This window comes from Streptomyces sp. NRRL S-1813, assembly GCF_000719605.1.
In the GTDB taxonomy this organism is placed as follows: Bacteria; Actinomycetota; Actinomycetes; order Streptomycetales; family Streptomycetaceae; genus Streptomyces; species Streptomyces decoyicus.
In genome coordinates, this window is sequence record NZ_JOHB01000009.1 from 124544 (window position 1) to 141032 (window position 16489).

General features: G+C 71.7%; 12 protein-coding genes. 5 read left to right on the plus strand and 7 right to left on the minus strand.

Going from position 1 to position 16489, the window contains the following annotated elements; translation table 11 throughout:
- Positions 1–390 precede the first annotated feature (390 nt).
- The 4 genes from IF67_RS0115590 (at position 391) to IF67_RS0115605 (ending at position 4981) form a co-directional block, all read left to right on the plus strand.
- Positions 391–1404, plus strand: coding sequence for a polyprenyl synthetase family protein (locus IF67_RS0115590; protein WP_030986065.1), 1014 nt, complete (start codon positions 391–393; stop codon positions 1402–1404).
- A 296-nt stretch (positions 1405–1700) separates the two neighbouring features.
- A complete protein-coding gene (locus IF67_RS0115595; protein WP_030986066.1) occupies positions 1701–2966 on the plus strand; it encodes a LolA family protein in 1266 nt (421 codons plus the stop codon).
- 94 nt (positions 2967–3060) lie between these two features.
- Complete coding sequence (locus IF67_RS0115600; RefSeq protein WP_030986067.1) at positions 3061–4119, plus strand: ABC transporter ATP-binding protein; 1059 nt, start codon at positions 3061–3063, stop codon at positions 4117–4119.
- A complete protein-coding gene (locus IF67_RS0115605; RefSeq protein ID WP_030986068.1) occupies positions 4106–4981 on the plus strand; it encodes an ABC transporter permease in 876 nt (291 codons plus the stop codon). The genes IF67_RS0115600 and IF67_RS0115605 overlap by 14 nt, the downstream gene beginning before the upstream one ends.
- Here the strand turns inward: IF67_RS0115605 and rarD are convergent.
- The 7 genes from rarD to IF67_RS0115640 form a co-directional block, all read right to left on the minus strand.
- Entirely contained in the window at positions 4971–5990 is a 1020-nt protein-coding gene (gene rarD, locus IF67_RS0115610) for an EamA family transporter RarD (RefSeq protein ID WP_030986069.1), read from the minus strand. The two genes, IF67_RS0115605 and rarD, sit on opposite strands and share 11 nt — an antisense overlap.
- 187 nt (positions 5991–6177) lie before the next feature.
- Positions 6178–7044: an SDR family oxidoreductase gene (locus IF67_RS0115615; RefSeq protein WP_030986070.1), complete on the minus strand. Its 867-nt coding sequence runs from the start codon at positions 7042–7044 to the stop codon at positions 6178–6180.
- 250 nt (positions 7045–7294) lie between these two features.
- On the minus strand, positions 7295–8389 hold the full coding sequence (locus IF67_RS0115620) for a 2-oxoacid:ferredoxin oxidoreductase subunit beta (protein ID WP_030074686.1): 1095 nt from the start codon (positions 8387–8389) through the stop codon (positions 7295–7297).
- A complete protein-coding gene (locus tag IF67_RS0115625) occupies positions 8382–10325 on the minus strand; it encodes a 2-oxoacid:acceptor oxidoreductase subunit alpha (protein ID WP_030986071.1) in 1944 nt (647 codons plus the stop codon). The genes IF67_RS0115620 and IF67_RS0115625 overlap by 8 nt, the downstream gene beginning before the upstream one ends.
- Positions 10326–10620: 295 nt before the next feature.
- Positions 10621–11280: a response regulator transcription factor gene (locus tag IF67_RS0115630; protein WP_030986072.1), complete on the minus strand. Its 660-nt coding sequence runs from the start codon at positions 11278–11280 to the stop codon at positions 10621–10623.
- A gap of 160 nt (positions 11281–11440) precedes the next feature.
- Positions 11441–12754 carry a sensor histidine kinase gene (locus IF67_RS0115635; protein WP_030986073.1) on the minus strand — a complete coding sequence of 438 codons (1314 nt, stop codon included), beginning with the start codon at positions 12752–12754 and terminating at the stop codon, positions 11441–11443.
- A 312-nt stretch (positions 12755–13066) separates the two neighbouring features.
- Positions 13067–14380: a sensor histidine kinase gene (locus IF67_RS0115640; protein WP_030986075.1), complete on the minus strand. Its 1314-nt coding sequence runs from the start codon at positions 14378–14380 to the stop codon at positions 13067–13069.
- A gap of 290 nt (positions 14381–14670) precedes the next feature.
- On the opposite strand from IF67_RS0115640, the gene eccD reads away from it, so the two are divergent.
- The gene (gene eccD / locus IF67_RS0115645) at positions 14671–16020 is read left to right on the plus strand and encodes a type VII secretion integral membrane protein EccD (protein WP_234341111.1); all 1350 of its coding nucleotides are present in this window, start codon (positions 14671–14673) and stop codon (positions 16018–16020) included.
- The last annotated feature ends 469 nt before the right edge of the window (positions 16021–16489 follow it).

The window sequence follows — 16489 nt, forward strand, 5'->3', positions numbered from 1 at the left end:
GCCGATGGCGGGTGGGCGTGTGCCGGGGCGGCCGTGGTCTGGGGTCCGGGGCCGTGGTCCGGGGCCGCGGTGCTCCGTGCCGTGTCCGGGTACGGCTGGTGGGCGGCCGTGTCCGTGAAGAAGTGGGCGGCCGTGCCCGTGAATGAAGTGGCCGGCCTTGCCCGGGAAGAAGAAGGCCAGAAATACTCTTGTCGTTGCCGGCCTCACGCTCTCGCGCCACACCGCGTCAACAGGTGATCCAGAACCTGCCGGCCGGGTCGCTGTGCTTCCCGGGTGGGTCGGGGGGCGGGCGCTCACGGTGATCGAACTGAGACCGGATACGCTGGCCAATGGTGGAGACAGCGACAGATCGACATTCAGTTTGATCGTCAGCAGACAGGAGTACCCCTCGTGACCGTCGTCGGGCCCTTCGGGCTGAGCGTGCGGGACCAGGCTCTTGAGGCCGATGTCCAGGCCGGGTTGGCGGCTGTCGAGGAGGGCCTGCTGGAGGCCACCAAGAGCGACGTGCCGTTCATCACCGAAGCCGCGCAGCACCTCGTGCGCGCGGGCGGTAAGCGGTTCCGTCCGCTGCTGGTGACGCTGGCCGCCCAATTCGGTGACCCCTACAGCCCGGGTGTGGTGCCCTCCGCGGTCGTCGTGGAGCTGACTCATCTGGCGACGCTGTATCACGACGACGTGATGGACGAGGCCGATGTGCGCCGCGGTGTGGCCAGCGCCAACGCCCGCTGGGGCAACTCCGTCGCGGTGCTGACCGGGGACTTCCTGTTCGCCCGCGCCTCGCACATCCTCGCCGACCTCGGGCCGGAGGCGGTCCGGATCCAGGCCCAGGCGTTCGAACGCCTGGTGACCGGCCAGATCCTGGAGACCGCCGGCCCGCGCGACGGCCGCGACCCCATCGACCACTACCTGGACGTCCTCGCCGGCAAGACCGGTTCGCTGGTCGCCGTCGCATGCCGCTTCGGCGCGATGATGTCGGGCGCCGAGGAGTCGGCGGTCAACATCCTCACCCAGTACGGCGAGCGGCTGGGCACCGCCTTCCAGCTCGCCGACGACGTACTGGACATCGCCAGCGATTCGCATGAATCGGGCAAGACGCCCGGCACGGACCTGCGGGAGGGCATCCCGACGCTGCCCGTGCTGCACCTGCGGGCGCGCGCCGAGAGCGACGCCGGTACGCCCGAGGACCGCGCCCTGTGCGAGCTGCTGGCCGGCGATCTCACCGACGACGCCCGGCACGCCGAGGCGCTGGCCGGCCTGCGCGCCCATCCGGCGCTCGAAGAGGCCCGCCGCGACACCGTGCGCTATGCCCAGGAGGCCCGCGCGATGCTGGCGCCGCTGCGCTCCTGCACCGCCAAGTCGGCCCTCGAAGGACTCTGCGACGCCGTGGTGCACCGGGCCGGCTGAGGTCTCCTCCCTCCCGAGCCTGCCCCCCTCATCGCCCGGGGCCTGTCCTGTGTCCCTGAGAGCCTGTCCCCGGATCCCCTAGGGAAAGATCCGACTCCTGGTGTACGGACTCCGCCCCGAGGTGACCGTGCGTCATACCTCAGCAGTAGGACAAGTTGCTCCCGCGGGGTGACGTTATCCGCGACGCATGTTGGTGAGATGGAAAGCACCAAAGCGCGGCGGCCGGGTCACAGTCAGCCCCAGGGGTGGACGAGTGGACAGCGCAGCAACCGCCGCATACGACGGAGGTAGGGCAGATGCCACGGAACGAACCGACAGAGGTCACCGACGGATGGGACGGGGAGCGCTCCCCGGGGCGCCGTAAGGCGGTGCGCTATGGCGTGCCGGCCGCGGTGGCAGGGGTGGCGGCGGCCACGATCGGGCTGGTCCCGGCGTTCGCCGGTTCCGGCTCTCCGGACCTGCCGAAGATCTCGGCCCAGGACCTGATAGCCAAGGTCGCCAAGTCGGACGTCCAGCAGCTCTCCGGGACGGTCCGGGTCTCCACGGACCTCGGTCTGCCGTCCCTGCCGGGTGCCGGTGGCGGCGCCGGAGGGTTCGGCGGTGCCCAGGGCGGCGGGAAGGGCGGGGACGGCGCCTCCGCAGCGCCCCAGAACAAGCTGATGGAGCTGGCGTCCGGTGCGCACACGCTGCGCGTCGCGGCCGACGGCCCCGAAAAGCAGCGGGTGTCGATCGTCGACAAGGCCGCCGAGTACAGCCTGGTCCACAACGGCAACGAGATCTGGGCCTACGACAGCGGCAGCAACACCGCCGTGCACAGCACCGCACCCGACGCCGGCCGGCACGGCAAGCAGCACCGGGCGCCCAAGGACCTCCCCGGGGGCCTGAAGGACGCCACCCCGCAGGAGCTCGCGAAGCAGGCCCTGAAGGCGGCCGGCGACACGACCTCGGTCACCGTCGACGGCACCGCCAAGGTCGCCGGGCGGGACGCCTACCAGCTGCTGATCAAGCCCAAGCAGGCCGCCTCGACGGTCGGCTCGATCCGGGTCGCGGTGGATGCCGCCAACGGTGTGCCGCTGAAGTTCACCCTGACCCCCAAGAGCGGTGGCGCGGCCGCCATCGACGTCGGCTACACCAACGTCGACTTCGCCGAGCCCGCCGCGAGCACGTTCTCCTTCACACCGCCCAAGGGCGCCAAGGTCGTCGACGGCGACAAGGCGCGGGCGAAGGCGCCGCGCGAACACGGCAAGGACACCCCGTCCCACAAGGACGTGAAGGCCTTCAAGAAGGACATGGGCGGGCTGAACGTCCTCGGCAAGGGCTGGACGTCCATCGCCACGATCAAGGGCGGCGGCTCCGGCCTGCCCTCCGGTAAGGACCAGGGCGCCGGCGGCGACGCGGGCAAGTTCCTGGACAGCATCGGCGAGAAGGTGCACGGCACCTTCGGCTCCGGCCGGGTCTTCAGCACCCGCCTGGTCAACGCCCTGATCACGGACAACGGCACGGTCTATGCCGGCGCCGTCGACAAGCAGGCTCTGATCGACGCGGCCAACGCCGCCAAGTAACGGGCCACCGCAGTATCGCGGGACGCCGCGCCATCCCTCCATGGGTGGCGCGGCGCAGCCCGTGGGCCACATCCGTACGACGTCGGGGGAGCCGATGCCACAGCCGCCCGCCGCAGGGCATGACGGCGCCCGCCCGCCCGCGGACGGGCCCGGCCCCCGGCCGTCCGGAGACCTGGCGGTCGAGACGCGGGGGCTGACCAAGGCGTACCGCGGCGGCCAGCTCGCCGTCGACGGCCTCGATCTGGCCGTACCGCGCGGCAGCGTCTTCGGCTTCCTCGGCCCCAACGGCTCCGGCAAGACCACCACCATCCGCATGCTGATGGGCCTGATCGAAGCCACCGCAGGCAGCGCCCGCGTGCTCGGGCAGCCGATGCCCGCCGCGGGCCGCCGGGTGCTCCCCAAGGTCGGCGCCCTCATCGAGGGCCCGGCGCTCTACGGCTTCCTCAGCGGGCGGGACAACCTGCGGCGGTTCGACGCCGCCGACCCGGTCGCCGATCCGCGCAGCCGGGCCGAGCGGGTCGGCCATGCGCTGGAGCGGGTGGGCCTGGCCGCCGCGGCCGGCAAGAAGGCGCGCGCCTACTCCCTCGGCATGAAGCAACGCCTCGGCCTGGCGGCCGCCCTGCTCCAGCCGCGTGAGCTGCTGGTGCTCGACGAGCCGACCAACGGCCTGGACCCCCAGGGCATGCGGGAGATCCGCGCCCTGGTCCGCGAGCTGGCGGCGGACGGCACCACCGTCTTTCTCTCCTCCCATCTCCTCGACGAGATCGAGCAGGTCTGCACCCATGCCGCCGTGATGGCCCGCGGACGGCTGATCACCCAGGGCACGGTCGCCGACCTCTCCGCCACGGTCCTCGACTCGCGCGGCCACGGCCGGCTGACGGTGACCACCCCCGACACGGCCGACACGGTCCGCGTCCTGAAGGAACACGGCCTGACCGGTCTGGAGGCCGCCGACGACCGGGTGACGGGCGAACTCCCCGACGCGGACGCGCCCCTGGGCGCGCCGGACGGCGGGGTGCCGCTGGACCTGGCGGATCTCAACGCCGCGCTGGTGCACGCCGGGGTGCGGGTCCGCGGCTTCGGTACGGAGCGCGCCTCGCTGGAGGATGTCTTTGTGCAGCTGACCGGGGAGGGCTTCGATGTCGCAGGCTGAGGCGGTGCCGCGGACACCCCGGCCGTTGTGGTCGCTGGGTCTGCTGCGCAGCGAGATCGGTGTGACGTTCCGGCGATGGCGCACCCTCGCGCTGCTGGCGGTGCTCGCGGGCGTGCCGGTCCTGGTCGGCATCGCCGTCAGGATCGAGACCGGCGACGGCGGGCCGGGCGGCGGTGGTGGCGGTCCGGGCGGCCCGGCGTTCCTCTCCCAGATCACCCACAACGGCCTCTTCCTGGTCTTCACCTCGCTCGCGGTGACGCTGCCGTTCTTTCTGCCGATGTCCGTCGGCGTGATCGCGGGCGACTCCCTCGCCGGGGAGGCGCACGGCGGGACGCTGCGCTATCTCCTGGTCGCCCCCGCGGGCCGCACCCGCCTGCTGCTGGTCAAATACGCCACGGCCCTGACGTTCTGCCTGGTGGGCACCCTGGTCGTGGCGGTCTCCGCATTGGTGACCGGCGCGCTGCTCTTCCCCCTGGGCGAGGTCACCCTGCTCTCCGGCACATCCGTGTCCTTCGGCGAGGGGCTGCTGCGGGCGCTGGCCATCGCGGTGGCGGTGGCGCTGTCCCTCGTCGGGGTGGCCGCCGTCGGCCTGTTCGTCTCGGCGCTCACCACCAGCGGTATCGCGGCCATGGCGACCACGGTCGGCCTGCTGATCACCGTGCAGATCCTGGACACCCTCCCGCAGCTGCACGCCCTCCAGCCCTATCTCTTCCCGCACTACTGGCTGTCCTTCGCGGACCTGCTCCGCGACCCCGTCTACTGGGACCAGTTGCAGAAGAACCTCGGCCTCCAGGCGCTGTACGCCCTGGTGTTCGGCTCGGCGGCCTGGGCGCGCTTCACCACCCGGGACATCACTGCGTGAGGCCGGGAGGCCGCGGCGGCGCGGTCTGCGCGGCGGCCGCTTCCTGCGCCGCGTCCGGCGCCTGTACGGCGCCGCCCGCTGCGGCCTCGCCCGCGCGGGCCGCGGCGTCGGCCAGTGCCGTCCGCGCCCGCCGTGCGATCCGCAGCGCGTCCCAGGTCAGCACCGCCAGGGCCAGCCACACCAGCGCGAACCCGGCCCAGCGCTCCGGCGGCATCTTCTCGTGGAAGACGGTGAGCCCCAGCACGAACTGAAAGGTCGGCGCCAGATACTGGAGCATCCCGACCGTCGTCAGCGGAAGCCGCACGGCCGAGGCACCGAAGCAGATCAGCGGCACCGCCGTTGCGATACCGCAGGCCGAGAGCAGCAGCGCCTGGCCCACCCCGCCGGTGGTGAAGCTGGACTCGCCGCGCAGGCCGAGGAAGACCAGGAAGCCCAGCGCCGGCAGCGCCTGGAGGGCGGTCTCGGCGCTGAAGCCCTCGATCCCGTCGAGTTTGATGCCCTTCTTCGCCAGACCGTAGGTCGCGAACGAGAAGGCAAGAATCAGCGCGATCCAGGGCACCTTGCCGTAGGCGGCGGTCATCACGAGGACGGCGAGGAGACCGACTCCCACCGCCGTCCACTGCAACGGGCGCAGCCGCTCACGCAGTACCAGTACACCGAAAGCGATGCTGACCAGCGGATTGATGAAGTAGCCGAGCGAGGCCTCCAGGACATGCCCGGCATTGACCGCCCAGATGTAGAGAAACCAGTTCGCCGAGATGACCACGGCGCAGACCACTATCAGCGCGAGCCTTCTGGGCTGCCGCAGCAGCGGGCCGATCCAGGACCAGCGGCGCAGCACGGCCAGGATGACGACCGCGACGGGCAGCGACCACAGCATGCGATGGGCCAGGATCTCGGACGGCGAGGCGGCGCCCAGCAGATGCCAGTAGAGCGGCAGCAGGCCCCACATGGTGTAGGCGGTGACACCGTAGGCGAGTCCGGCACGCTGATCGCTTCGAGGCTGCAAGGGGGACCTCCTGTGGGTGCTTCGCCGCCCCGGTGAACGTAGCGCCGCCCGGCCCGGCTGTCATGCCTGTCTTGGCATACGGTCATGACGGCCGGTGGGGGTCCGGTGCGGCCCGGCCCACCGGGGAGTACGCGTCCGCAGGCCCGCCTCAGCCGGGGGACCGGGCGCTTCGGGCCGGGGAACCGCTTCAGCCGGGGAGCTCCTTCAGCGCCTCCGTGATCGCCTCGGCGAGCGGTGTGGTCGGGCGGCCGAGCAGCCCGGACAGCTCGCCGGGGGTCGTGGCCAGCTCGCCGCGGGCGATCCCGGCATCCGCATCGGCGACCATCTGCGCGCCCAGCGCCGGCACGCCCGCCTCGACCATCAGCGCCACATACCGCTCCTGCGGCAGGTCGCGGTACGGGATCTTCCGGCCGGTCTGCCGGGACACCTCGGCCGCGTACTCGGCCATCGTCCAGGCGGTGTCGCCGCTCAGCTCGTACACCGTGTTCTCGTGGCCGCTGCCGGTGAGGACGACAGCGGCCGCCTCGGCGTAGTCCCGGCGCGCGGCGGTGGCCACCCGGCCCTGGCCGGCGCTGCCGACGACGGCGCCGGTCCTCAGGGTGGAGGCGAGCGCACCGGTGTAGTTCTCGTGGTACCAGCCGTTGCGCAGCAGGCAGTACGGCACTCCGGACGCAAGCAGCGCCTGCTCGGTGGCGACGTGCTCCTCGGCGATGGAGAAGGTGGCGCTCGGCCCGCCCAGCACGCTGGTGTACGCCAGCAGCGCGACGCCCGCCTCCCGCGCGGCGTCGATGACGGCGCGGTGCTGCGTGAGGCGCTGTCCCGCCTCGTTCCCCGAGATGAACAGCACCCGGTCGCCGGACGCGAACACTCCCTGGAGCGTCTCGGGCCGGCTGTAGTCCGCGACCTCGACCCCGATACCGCGGGCCGCGAGGCCGGCGGCCCTGGCACGGTCGCGGGCGACCGCGACGATCTCGTCCGGCGCGGTGCGCTTCAGCAGTTCCTCGATGACGAGCCGGCCGAGTGCCCCGGTGGCGCCGGTGACGACGATGCGCATGAGTGACCCCCTGTGGGCGTTCGCCGGCTGATGCGGCCCGACTGGACGCCTGGCATAAACAGGCGTCCATGTCGGTCGATAGAAATCGTGGCCCTGCGGACCCGCCCAGGGCCACCCCCTCAGCATCGCCCGGGGGCGCGGCGCCGTCACGGGCGCGCAACGGGAACCTGCCGTGCTCGTGGCATAAAGCAACGGGTGCCTCCGGAAGCGCCATAAGACGTTCTCGGAGGCACCCGCGGAGCCGGATCGGTCAGCCGACGACCGTCCAGGTGTCGCTGCCGGTCAGCAGGGCGGCGAGGTCGCCCTTGCCCTTCTGCTCGATGGCGTCGTCGAGCTGCTCGGACATCAGGGTGTCGTAGACCGGCCGGTTGACGCTGCGGAGGACCCCGATCGGGGTGTGGTGCAGGGTGTCGGCGTCGGCGAGCCGGGAGAGGGCGAAGGCCGTGGTGGGCGAGGGGTTGTGCGCGTCGTGCACCAGCACACCGCCCGTGCCCTCCTCCCGTACGTCGATGACCTTGAGGTCGCCGGTGGCCGGGTCGCGGACCACGCCCTTGGAGCCGAAGCCGTCCGGGGCCAGGGCGCCGAAGCGGATCGGCTGCCCGTGCTCCAGGCGGATGACGGCCTCCTCGGCCTGGTCCTTGTCCTTGAGGACCTCGAAGGCGCCGTCGTTGAAGATGTTGCAGTTCTGGTAGATCTCCACCAGCGCCGTACCGGGATGGGCGGCGGCCTCGCGCAGCACCGAGGTGAGGTGCTTGCGGTCGGAGTCGACGGTGCGGGCGACGAAGGACGCCTCGGCGCCGAGGGCCAGCGAGACCGGGTTGAACGGGGCGTCCAGCGAACCCATCGGCGTCGACTTGGTGATCTTGCCGACCTCGGAGGTGGGGCTGTACTGGCCCTTCGTCAGACCGTAGATCCGGTTGTTGAAGAGCAGGATCTTGAGGTTGACGTTGCGCCGCAGGGCGTGGATGAGGTGGTTGCCGCCGATGGAGAGCGCGTCGCCGTCGCCGGTGACGACCCAGACGGACAGATCACGCCGGGAGGACGCCAGGCCGGTGGCGATGGCGGGCGCGCGGCCGTGGATGGAGTGCATCCCGTAGGTGTTCATGTAGTACGGGAAGCGGGAGGAGCAGCCGATGCCGGAGACGAAGACGATGTTCTCCTTGGCCAGGCCGAGCTCGGGCATGAAGCCCTGTACGGCGGCAAGGACGGCGTAGTCACCGCAGCCGGGGCACCAGCGCACTTCCTGGTCGGACTTGAAGTCCTTCATGGACTGCTTGGCGTCGGCCTTGGGCACCAGGGAGAGCGCCTCGATCTGCGAGGACCCCTCCGTGATCGTCTCAGTCATTGATGGCCTCCTTAAAGACCTCCGCAAGCTGCTCGGCCTTGAACGGCATTCCGCTGACCTGGGTGTGCGAGTGCGCGTCGACGAGGTACTTGGCGCGCAGCAGAGTGGCGAGCTGTCCGAGGTTCATCTCCGGCACGATCACCTTGTCGTAACGCGCCAGGACCTCGCCGAGATTCCGCGGGAAGGGGTTGAGGTGCCGCAGATGCGCCTGGGCGATGCGCTCCCCGGCGCCCCGCACACGCCGTACCGCCGCGGTGATCGGCCCGTAGGTCGACCCCCAGCCCAGTACGAGGGTGCCGGCGCCCTGGCCGCTGTCGTCGGCGGGGTCGTCGACCTCGAGGTCGGGGACGTCGACGCCGTCGACCTTCGCCTGACGGGTGCGCACCATGAAGTCGTGGTTGGCCGGGTCGTAGGAGATGTTGCCCGTGCCGTCCTGCTTCTCGATGCCGCCGATACGGTGCTCCAGGCCCGGCGTGCCCGGCACCGCCCAGGGCCGGGCCAGCGTCTGCTCATCACGCTTGTACGGCCAGAACACCTCGGTGCCGTCCGCCTGCTGATGATTGGGGCCTGAGGCGAACTGGACCCGCAGATCCGGCAGTTCGTTGACATCGGGGATCCGCCACGGCTCCGAACCGTTGGCCAGATAGCCGTCGGAGAGCAGGAAGACCGGTGTGCGGTAGGCCAGTGCGATCCGGGCCGCCTCCAGCGCCGCGTCGAAGCAGTCCGCGGGCGTCTTCGGCGCCACGATCGGCACCGGCGCCTCACCGTTGCGCCCGTACATCGCCTGGAGCAGATCCGCCTGCTCGGTCTTCGTCGGCAGCCCCGTCGACGGCCCGCCGCGCTGGATGTCCACGATCAGCAGCGGCAGTTCCAGACTGACCGCCAGACCGATCGTCTCCGACTTCAGCGCCACACCGGGCCCCGAGGTGGTCGTCACCGCCAGCGCACCGCCGAACGCGGCGCCCAGCGCCGCACCGATCCCGGCGATCTCGTCCTCCGCCTGGAACGTGCGCACACCGAAGTTCTTGTGCTTGGACAGTTCGTGCAGGATGTCGGAGGCCGGGGTGATCGGGTAGGAGCCCAGGTACAGCGGCAGATCCGCCTGCCGGCCCGCCGCGATCAAGCCGTAGGACAGCGCAAGGTTCCCGGAGATATTGCGGTAGGTGCCGGTCGGGAAGGCCTTCGTCGCCGGTGCGACCTCGTAGGAGACGGCGAAATCCTCCGTCGTCTCACCGAAGTTCCACCCCGCCCGGAAGGCCGTGACATTCGCCTCCGCGATCTCCGGCTTCTTCGCGAACTTCGCCCGCAGGAACTTCTCGGTGCCCTCGGTCGGCCGGTGGTACATCCACGACAGCAGACCCAGCGCGAACATGTTCTTGCTGCGCTCGGCCTCCTTGCGGGACAGCCCGAACTCCTTGAGCGCCTCGACCGTCAGCGTGGTCAGCGGCACCGGATGGACGTTGTAGGCCTCCAGCGACCCGTCCTCCAGCGGACTGGTCGCATAGCCCACCTTCGCCATCGGACGCTTGGTGAACTCATCCGTGTTCACGATGATGTCCGCGCCCCGCGGCACATCCGCGATATTCGCCTTCAGCGCGGCCGGGTTCATCGCCACCAGTACATTCGGCGCGTCGCCGGGCGTGAGGATGTCATGGTCGGCGAAGTGCAGCTGGAAGCTGGAGACACCCGGCAGGGTTCCGGCAGGGGCGCGGATCTCGGCGGGGAAATTCGGCAGCGTCGACAGGTCGTTGCCGAACGACGCGGTCTCGGACGTGAACCGGTCGCCGGTGAGCTGCATACCGTCACCGGAGTCGCCGGCGAACCGGATGATCACACGGTCAAGGCGGCGGACTTCCTTGCCTTCACCGGAAGCGCGCTGTTCCCCGACAAGCGCTGCGTCGGTCTGCTCGGCTGGGCTACTGACCTGGCTGGTCACTGCTTCGGACCTCCCTCGAGGGGTGCGGCGTCCCCGCCCGGAGGCAGGGCTCGGGACGTGTCATACCGACCGGTTGTCCCATAACCATCGTACGTGGGTAAGGGTGACCTTCCCTGGACAGTTCGCATGCTGGACGTCAACCCGAGACACCGATCTGGTGTGTTTTGTCATGAAATCATCGCCCCCGTGACCCCCTCTTCATGACGCTCCGGACTCGTCCATTGGTTCTACGACCAAAGTCCTGGACCTCGGTGGAAAACACCTCGGGCCACCTGCCTGGCAGAGTGTCAGGTGGTCAGGAGTTCAGATAGGTGAGGACCGCCAGCACCCTGCGGTGATCCCCGTCACTCTGCGACAGGCCCAGTTTCAGGAAGATATTGCTGACGTGCTTCTCGACCGCACCGTCGCTGACCACCAGCTGCCGGGCGACCGCGGAGTTCGTCCGGCCCTCGGCCATCAGGCCCAGCACCTCCCGCTCCCGCGGCGTCAGATTCGCCAGCACATCCTGCTTACGGCTGCGGCCCAGCAGCTGCGCCACCACCTCCGGGTCCAGCGCGGTGCCGCCCCCGGCGACCCGGACCACCGCGTCGACGAACTCCCGCACCTCGGCCACCCGGTCCTTGAGCAGATAGCCGATGCCCCGGCTCGACCCGGCCAGCAGCTCCGTCGCGTACTGCTCCTCGACGTACTGCGACAGCACCAGCACCCCGAGGCCGGGGTGGTCCCGGCGCAGCCGGATCGCGGCCCGCACGCCTTCGTCGGTGTGCGTCGGCGGCATCCGTACGTCCGCCACCACCACATCCGGCAGCGCGCCCTCGTCCGCCAGCTCCCCGATCGTCTTGATCAGCGCCTCGGCGTCCCCCACGCCTGCCACGACCTCGTGCCCCCGGTCGGTGAGCAGCCGGGTCAGGCCCTCCCGGAGCAGCACCGAGTCCTCGGCGATGACCACCCGCACCTTGTCCTCCACGGCTCAGATTCCCCCATGCCTCATCGCATCCCACCCCTACCGGCCTCCAGCATCCCAGCATCCGGACGGCGGCGAGGCGGATGAGGGGGATCGGGGGACGAGGAAGGCGGGGGAGGGAGAGAGGGAGAGGAGCCCGGCGGCTTCGCGGTCACCCGCGCCACGGCAGCTCGGCGGTGATGCAGGTCGGGCCGCCGACCGGGGAGTCCACCAGCAGCAGGCCGTCGACGGCATCGAGCCGTTCGGCGAGACCGGCCAGGCCGGTGCCCGCTTCGGTGTGCGCGCCGCCCCGGCCGTTGTCGGAGACCAGCACCATGACCCGGTCCGCGGTGCGCCAGACGTCCAGGGTCGCGCTGGTGGCCCGGGCGTGCCGGGAGACGTTCTGGAGCAGCTCGGAGGCGGTGAAGTACGCGATGCCCTCGATGGCCGCGGCCGGCCGGTGGTCCAGGTCCACCGTCACGGTCACCGGAACCGTGCACCGCGCGGACAGTGCGGACAGCGCCGGACCGAGACCCCGGTCGGTGAGGATCGCCGGGTGGATGCCGCGGGCCAGATCCCGCAGCTCCTGGAGCGCGATCTTCACCTCGCCGTGTGCCTCGTCCACCATCTTCGCGGCGGCCTCCGGATCCTCCGCCAGCTTCTCCCTGGCCAGCCCCAGGTCCATGGCGAGCGAGACCAGCCGGGCCTGAGCGCCGTCGTGCAGATCGCGCTCGATGCGGCGAAGATCGGCCGCCGCGGTGTCCACCACCACCCCGCGGTCCGACTCCAGCTGCGAGACCCGGGTGGCGAGGAGGGAGGGCCCCAGCAGCCCGTGGACCATGACCCGGTCCATCTGGGTCAGACCGTGGATCACCCACGGCCCGGCCAGCACCAGCAGCAGCCCGGCCCCGCTGGTGACCACGATGTCCGCCGGGGCGTCGAGACAGAGGCCGCTGCCGTTGCCGTCACCCCACATCTGGATGCCCGGCTGGTCGAGGTACGCGGGGAACGTCCACCGCCACAGGGGGTAGGTCAGCAGTCCCCAGCCGAGGGTCCAGAACGTCACCGAGAAGATGAAGGAGAAGAGCGCCCACGGGAAGTGCAGCAGGGAGTAGAGAAGGTGCCGCCAGGACGCCCCGCTCTTCAGCACGGCCCCGACCCACCCCATCAGGCTCGGCTTGGAGGGACGGACGGGCTCCGGATCGGCGACGTCCAGCCCCAGCAGCGCGCGGGCCCGTATGCGCTCCAGACCGCCCAGCGCACGACTGCCGGCCAGACCGCCCGCCAGCACCGGGATGCCCAGGAACGTGACCAGCAGGCCGGCGCCCAGCGCGATCACCACGATCGCGCAGGTGAACATCACGATGGACATCGGGAGGCTGAGGAGGAGGTACAGGAACTCCCGCCAGGTGCGCCCGGAGAACGGGGCGCGTAGCCCCACGGGCACACGGGAGCCGCGGGGAGGGGGTGCGTATGCGGTTTCCATCGTCTCGTCGTCCGTTTCTGCCGGGTGCGGCCCATGGATACGGCCCATGGATACGGCCATGGGCGCGGCCCGGGTCTCTGTCGGATCCGCTGCCTGAACTGCCAGGCCGTGCGGCTTCTTCCGCTCCGGCCAGGGTCCGCGCCCGGCGCTCTCCGCACCATGAGGGTCTTCGCAGTCTTCGCCTGGGGTTTTCCCCACCCCCGGGCCTGTGGCCGGCACCACCCGCCGCCAGCCGAGGCCCCCAGCCCAGGCCGCCGGCTCCCGACGCCCGGTCAGACGGTCGGCCGGACACCCAGCCGGGCGGACGACCCGTCAGCGGCCCTTGGCCCCCGCCCTTGCCCCCGTCCCCGCCCTCGATCCCGTCCCCGTCTCCGTCCCCGTCCGCGCCCGCCACGGCACCTCCGCCGTCACCCGCGTGGGTCCGCCCACCGGAGAATCCAGCACGAACAGGCCGTCCACCGACCCCAGTCGCTCGGCGAGCCCGGCCATCCCGCTGCCGCCGTCCAGCCGCGCCCCGCCCCGCCCGTCGTCCGTCACCTGGATCAGCAGCCTGCCGCCCACCCGTCGCCCACCACCGCCCTTGTCCGAGGGCCCTGCGGGCCCGTCCCCCTTGTCTCGCCACACCTCGACGGACGCCTGTCGCGCCGCGCTGTGCTTGGAGATGTTCTGAAGCAGCTCGGACACCGTGAAATAGACGATGCCCTCGATGGCGGGCGCCGGCCGCTCGTCCAGGTCCACGGCAGTGGTGGCGGGCACCGTGCAGCGCCCGGCCAGCGAAGCCAGGGCAGGCCCCAGCCCGCGGTCGGTGAGGATCGCCGGATGGATGCCCCGGGCCAGATCCCGCAGCTCCTGTAGCGCCAGCTTCACCTCGCCGTGCGCCTCGTCCACCATGGCCGCCACGCTTTCGTCGGTCCGGCCCTCCAGCAGCTTCTCCTTCGCCAGGCCGAGCCCCATGGCGAGCGCCACGAGCCGGGCCTGTGCGCCGTCGTGCAGATCCCGTTCGATGCGCCGCAGATCGGCCGCCGCCGTGTCGGTGACCGTCACCCGGTCCGACTCCAGCTCGGCGATCCGCCGCTCCAGTTCGTCGGACGGCGAGAGCAGGCCGCGCACCATCGCCCGGTCCACGTTGGACAGCCAGCGCGCCACCCACGGCAGCGCCGGCCACGCCACGAACAGCGAGGCGACGACGACCGTGAACGTGAGGACGACCCACGGCAGCCGGATGGACGCGAACAACGCATGCCGCCAGGCGACCGGATCCTTCAGACAGGCCCACACCCGGGACAGGAAGCCTTCCTCCCGGGCCCGCAGCGGACTCGGTTCCGGTATCCGCACCCCGAGCAGCGTCCGCGCCCGCGCCCGTTCCAGCCGCCCGTAGATCCGGCACGCCCCCAGGCCGCTCGCCAGCAGCGGCAGCCCGATCACGGTGACGGCCAGCCCGGCCCCGAGCGCCAGCCAGATCACCAGCACCAGGAACCCGGTGATGCCCAACGGGAGATTGGACAGCAGGTACGCGATCTCCCGCCACGTCCTGCCGCTGAGCGGCCCTCGGGGAGGCGGCAATGAGACGCCGTCAGGGGCGTCGTCAGCGGCATCGGCAGCACGGGGTCGGGAACTTTCCGTCATGGCGCCCAGCCTGCCCGGCCGCCGCTCCGTGTGCCATGGGGTGGCTGGGGTGGCGGGGGTGGGGTTTTCCCCACCATCCGCTGTCGTTTGCCCCACCATCCGCCGTCGGCCGTGCTGGACACCGCGTCGGAGGCGGGCCGTATCGTGTCGCGAGAGGCAACGGGAAGGGGGGAGCGGGCCGTGGAGTGTGCCGGTTGCGTGGGGTGGCCGTTCATCGCCGGCAAGACGGCCGACGGTCCGCGGGCCCCCGGAGCACGTCCAACTGGCAGCAACGCAGGGGCCGCGTCGGCATGGTGAGTGTGAGTTCGGGGATGGATCCGGGGGCCGCGTCGCGCACCGCCCTCGGCCGGGTGACCCTCGTGGGCGAGCGGCGGCGGGTCGAGCTCGTGCTCCCCGCGCAGGAACCCCTCGGTGTGCTGCTGCCCGGCATTCTGCGGCTGTTCGGCGCCCGGCCCGGTGAAGGGCCGTCGCCGCGGCGGCTGGTGACCGCGGACGGGTCGGTGCTGTCGCCGGACGACTCGCTGGCTTCGGCGCAGGTGCCCGACGGCTCGGTGCTGCGGCTCGTACGGGAGCACGAGGCGTCGGCGGCGCCGGTCGCGCACGACCCCATGGATGAGGTCGTCGACGGTCTGGATCTGCGCACCCGGCGCTGGGACGAGCGGAGCCGGACGTGGACGGCCGGTGCGGCGAGCGTGCTGTTGGCGCTGGTCGCCGGGGCCGCGGCGGCGAGTTGGTACGGGGCAGGCCCGGCCGCGCTCCGGCTCGGTGTCGCCGGTGTGCTCGCCGCGGCCGTCGGAGCTGCCGGCGGCCGGCTCGGACGGCGTTCGCTGGGTACCACCTTGCTCGTTGCGGGTGGCGCGCTCGGCGCGTTCGCCTCCTGGCAGGCCGCCTCGACGGACACGGTGCGGCTGGCAGCCGTGGGACTGACCGTCGCGGCCGCGCTCGCTCTGCTCGGGGTCTGCACGGAGCTGGGGCGCGGTGGACTCGTCGGCGCGGCGACGGTCGCGCTCGCGGTCGGAGCCTGGGAGGCCGGGCTGGCGCTGACCGACGCGGCCGGTACGGGAGTCGCGCTCGGTGTGCTGTCGGTGCTGGTGCTGGGCCGGCTGCCCCGACTGGCGTTGACGGCGGCCGGCTTGACCCGGCTCGACGACCAGCGGTCGGGCGGTACTCCGGTGAGCCGTCACCAGGTGGTGACGGCCCTCGGCGCCACTCATCGCGGCCTCGCGCCGGCCACCGTCGCCATGGCGGTGTCCGCGGGCGCGGCGGGAGTGCTTGCCGCCGGCCACGGTGACGGCTGGTCGGTCGCTGCCGCGGCCCTGCTGTGCGTGGTGACGCTTTCGCGCGCCCGCGCCTATCCCCTGACGGCCGAGGTCGTCGCCCTGTTGGCGGCCGGTACGGCCGTGGGGGTGTGTCTGGTGCTGCGGTGGGCGGCCGACGCAGGGGACCCCTCGGGCGCGCTCGCCGCGCTGTGCGTGCTGGCGGTGCTTCCGCTGGTGGTGCTCGCGGTGCGGGTGCCCGAGCACGTTCAGGTCCGGCTGCGCCGGCTGATGAACCTCGTCGAGTCGGTCAGCGTGGTGGCGCTGATCCCGGTCGCCCTCGGGGCGTTCGGGGTCTACAGCCGGCTGCTGCACACGCTCTGAACCGGAAAGGCGGCCGCGGGACCATGTCGGCAGAGGGATCAGCAGATGGATCAAAAGGACCGAGCGGGCCAGGTGGACCGGTACGACCAGGTGGACCGGCACAAGGGGACTGGCAGCACGATCTGCTGCGCGAGCTCGGCGGCGCGGCGATGACGCCGGGAACGTCCGTGGGATCGGACGGCCCGGCGGGCGGCGTGGCGGGCGGCCCGGCCACGCCCGGCTCCGCGGACGCGCCTGTGGGAGCAGCGGGCGCGCCCGTGGAAGCGTCCGTGTGGGACACGCCGGTGACGACGAGGGTGCAGCCGGCTGTGCCGGATGCGGCGGCCGCGCCCGTGGGAACCGCCCCGGCTTCCGCGTACTCCGGGCACTCCGCCACGTTGGGCCACAGCGGTGTGGCGTACCCGTCGGGCCACAGCGGTGCGGCGTATCCACCGGGCAACAGTGGTGTGGTGTACCAGCCAGGACCCGG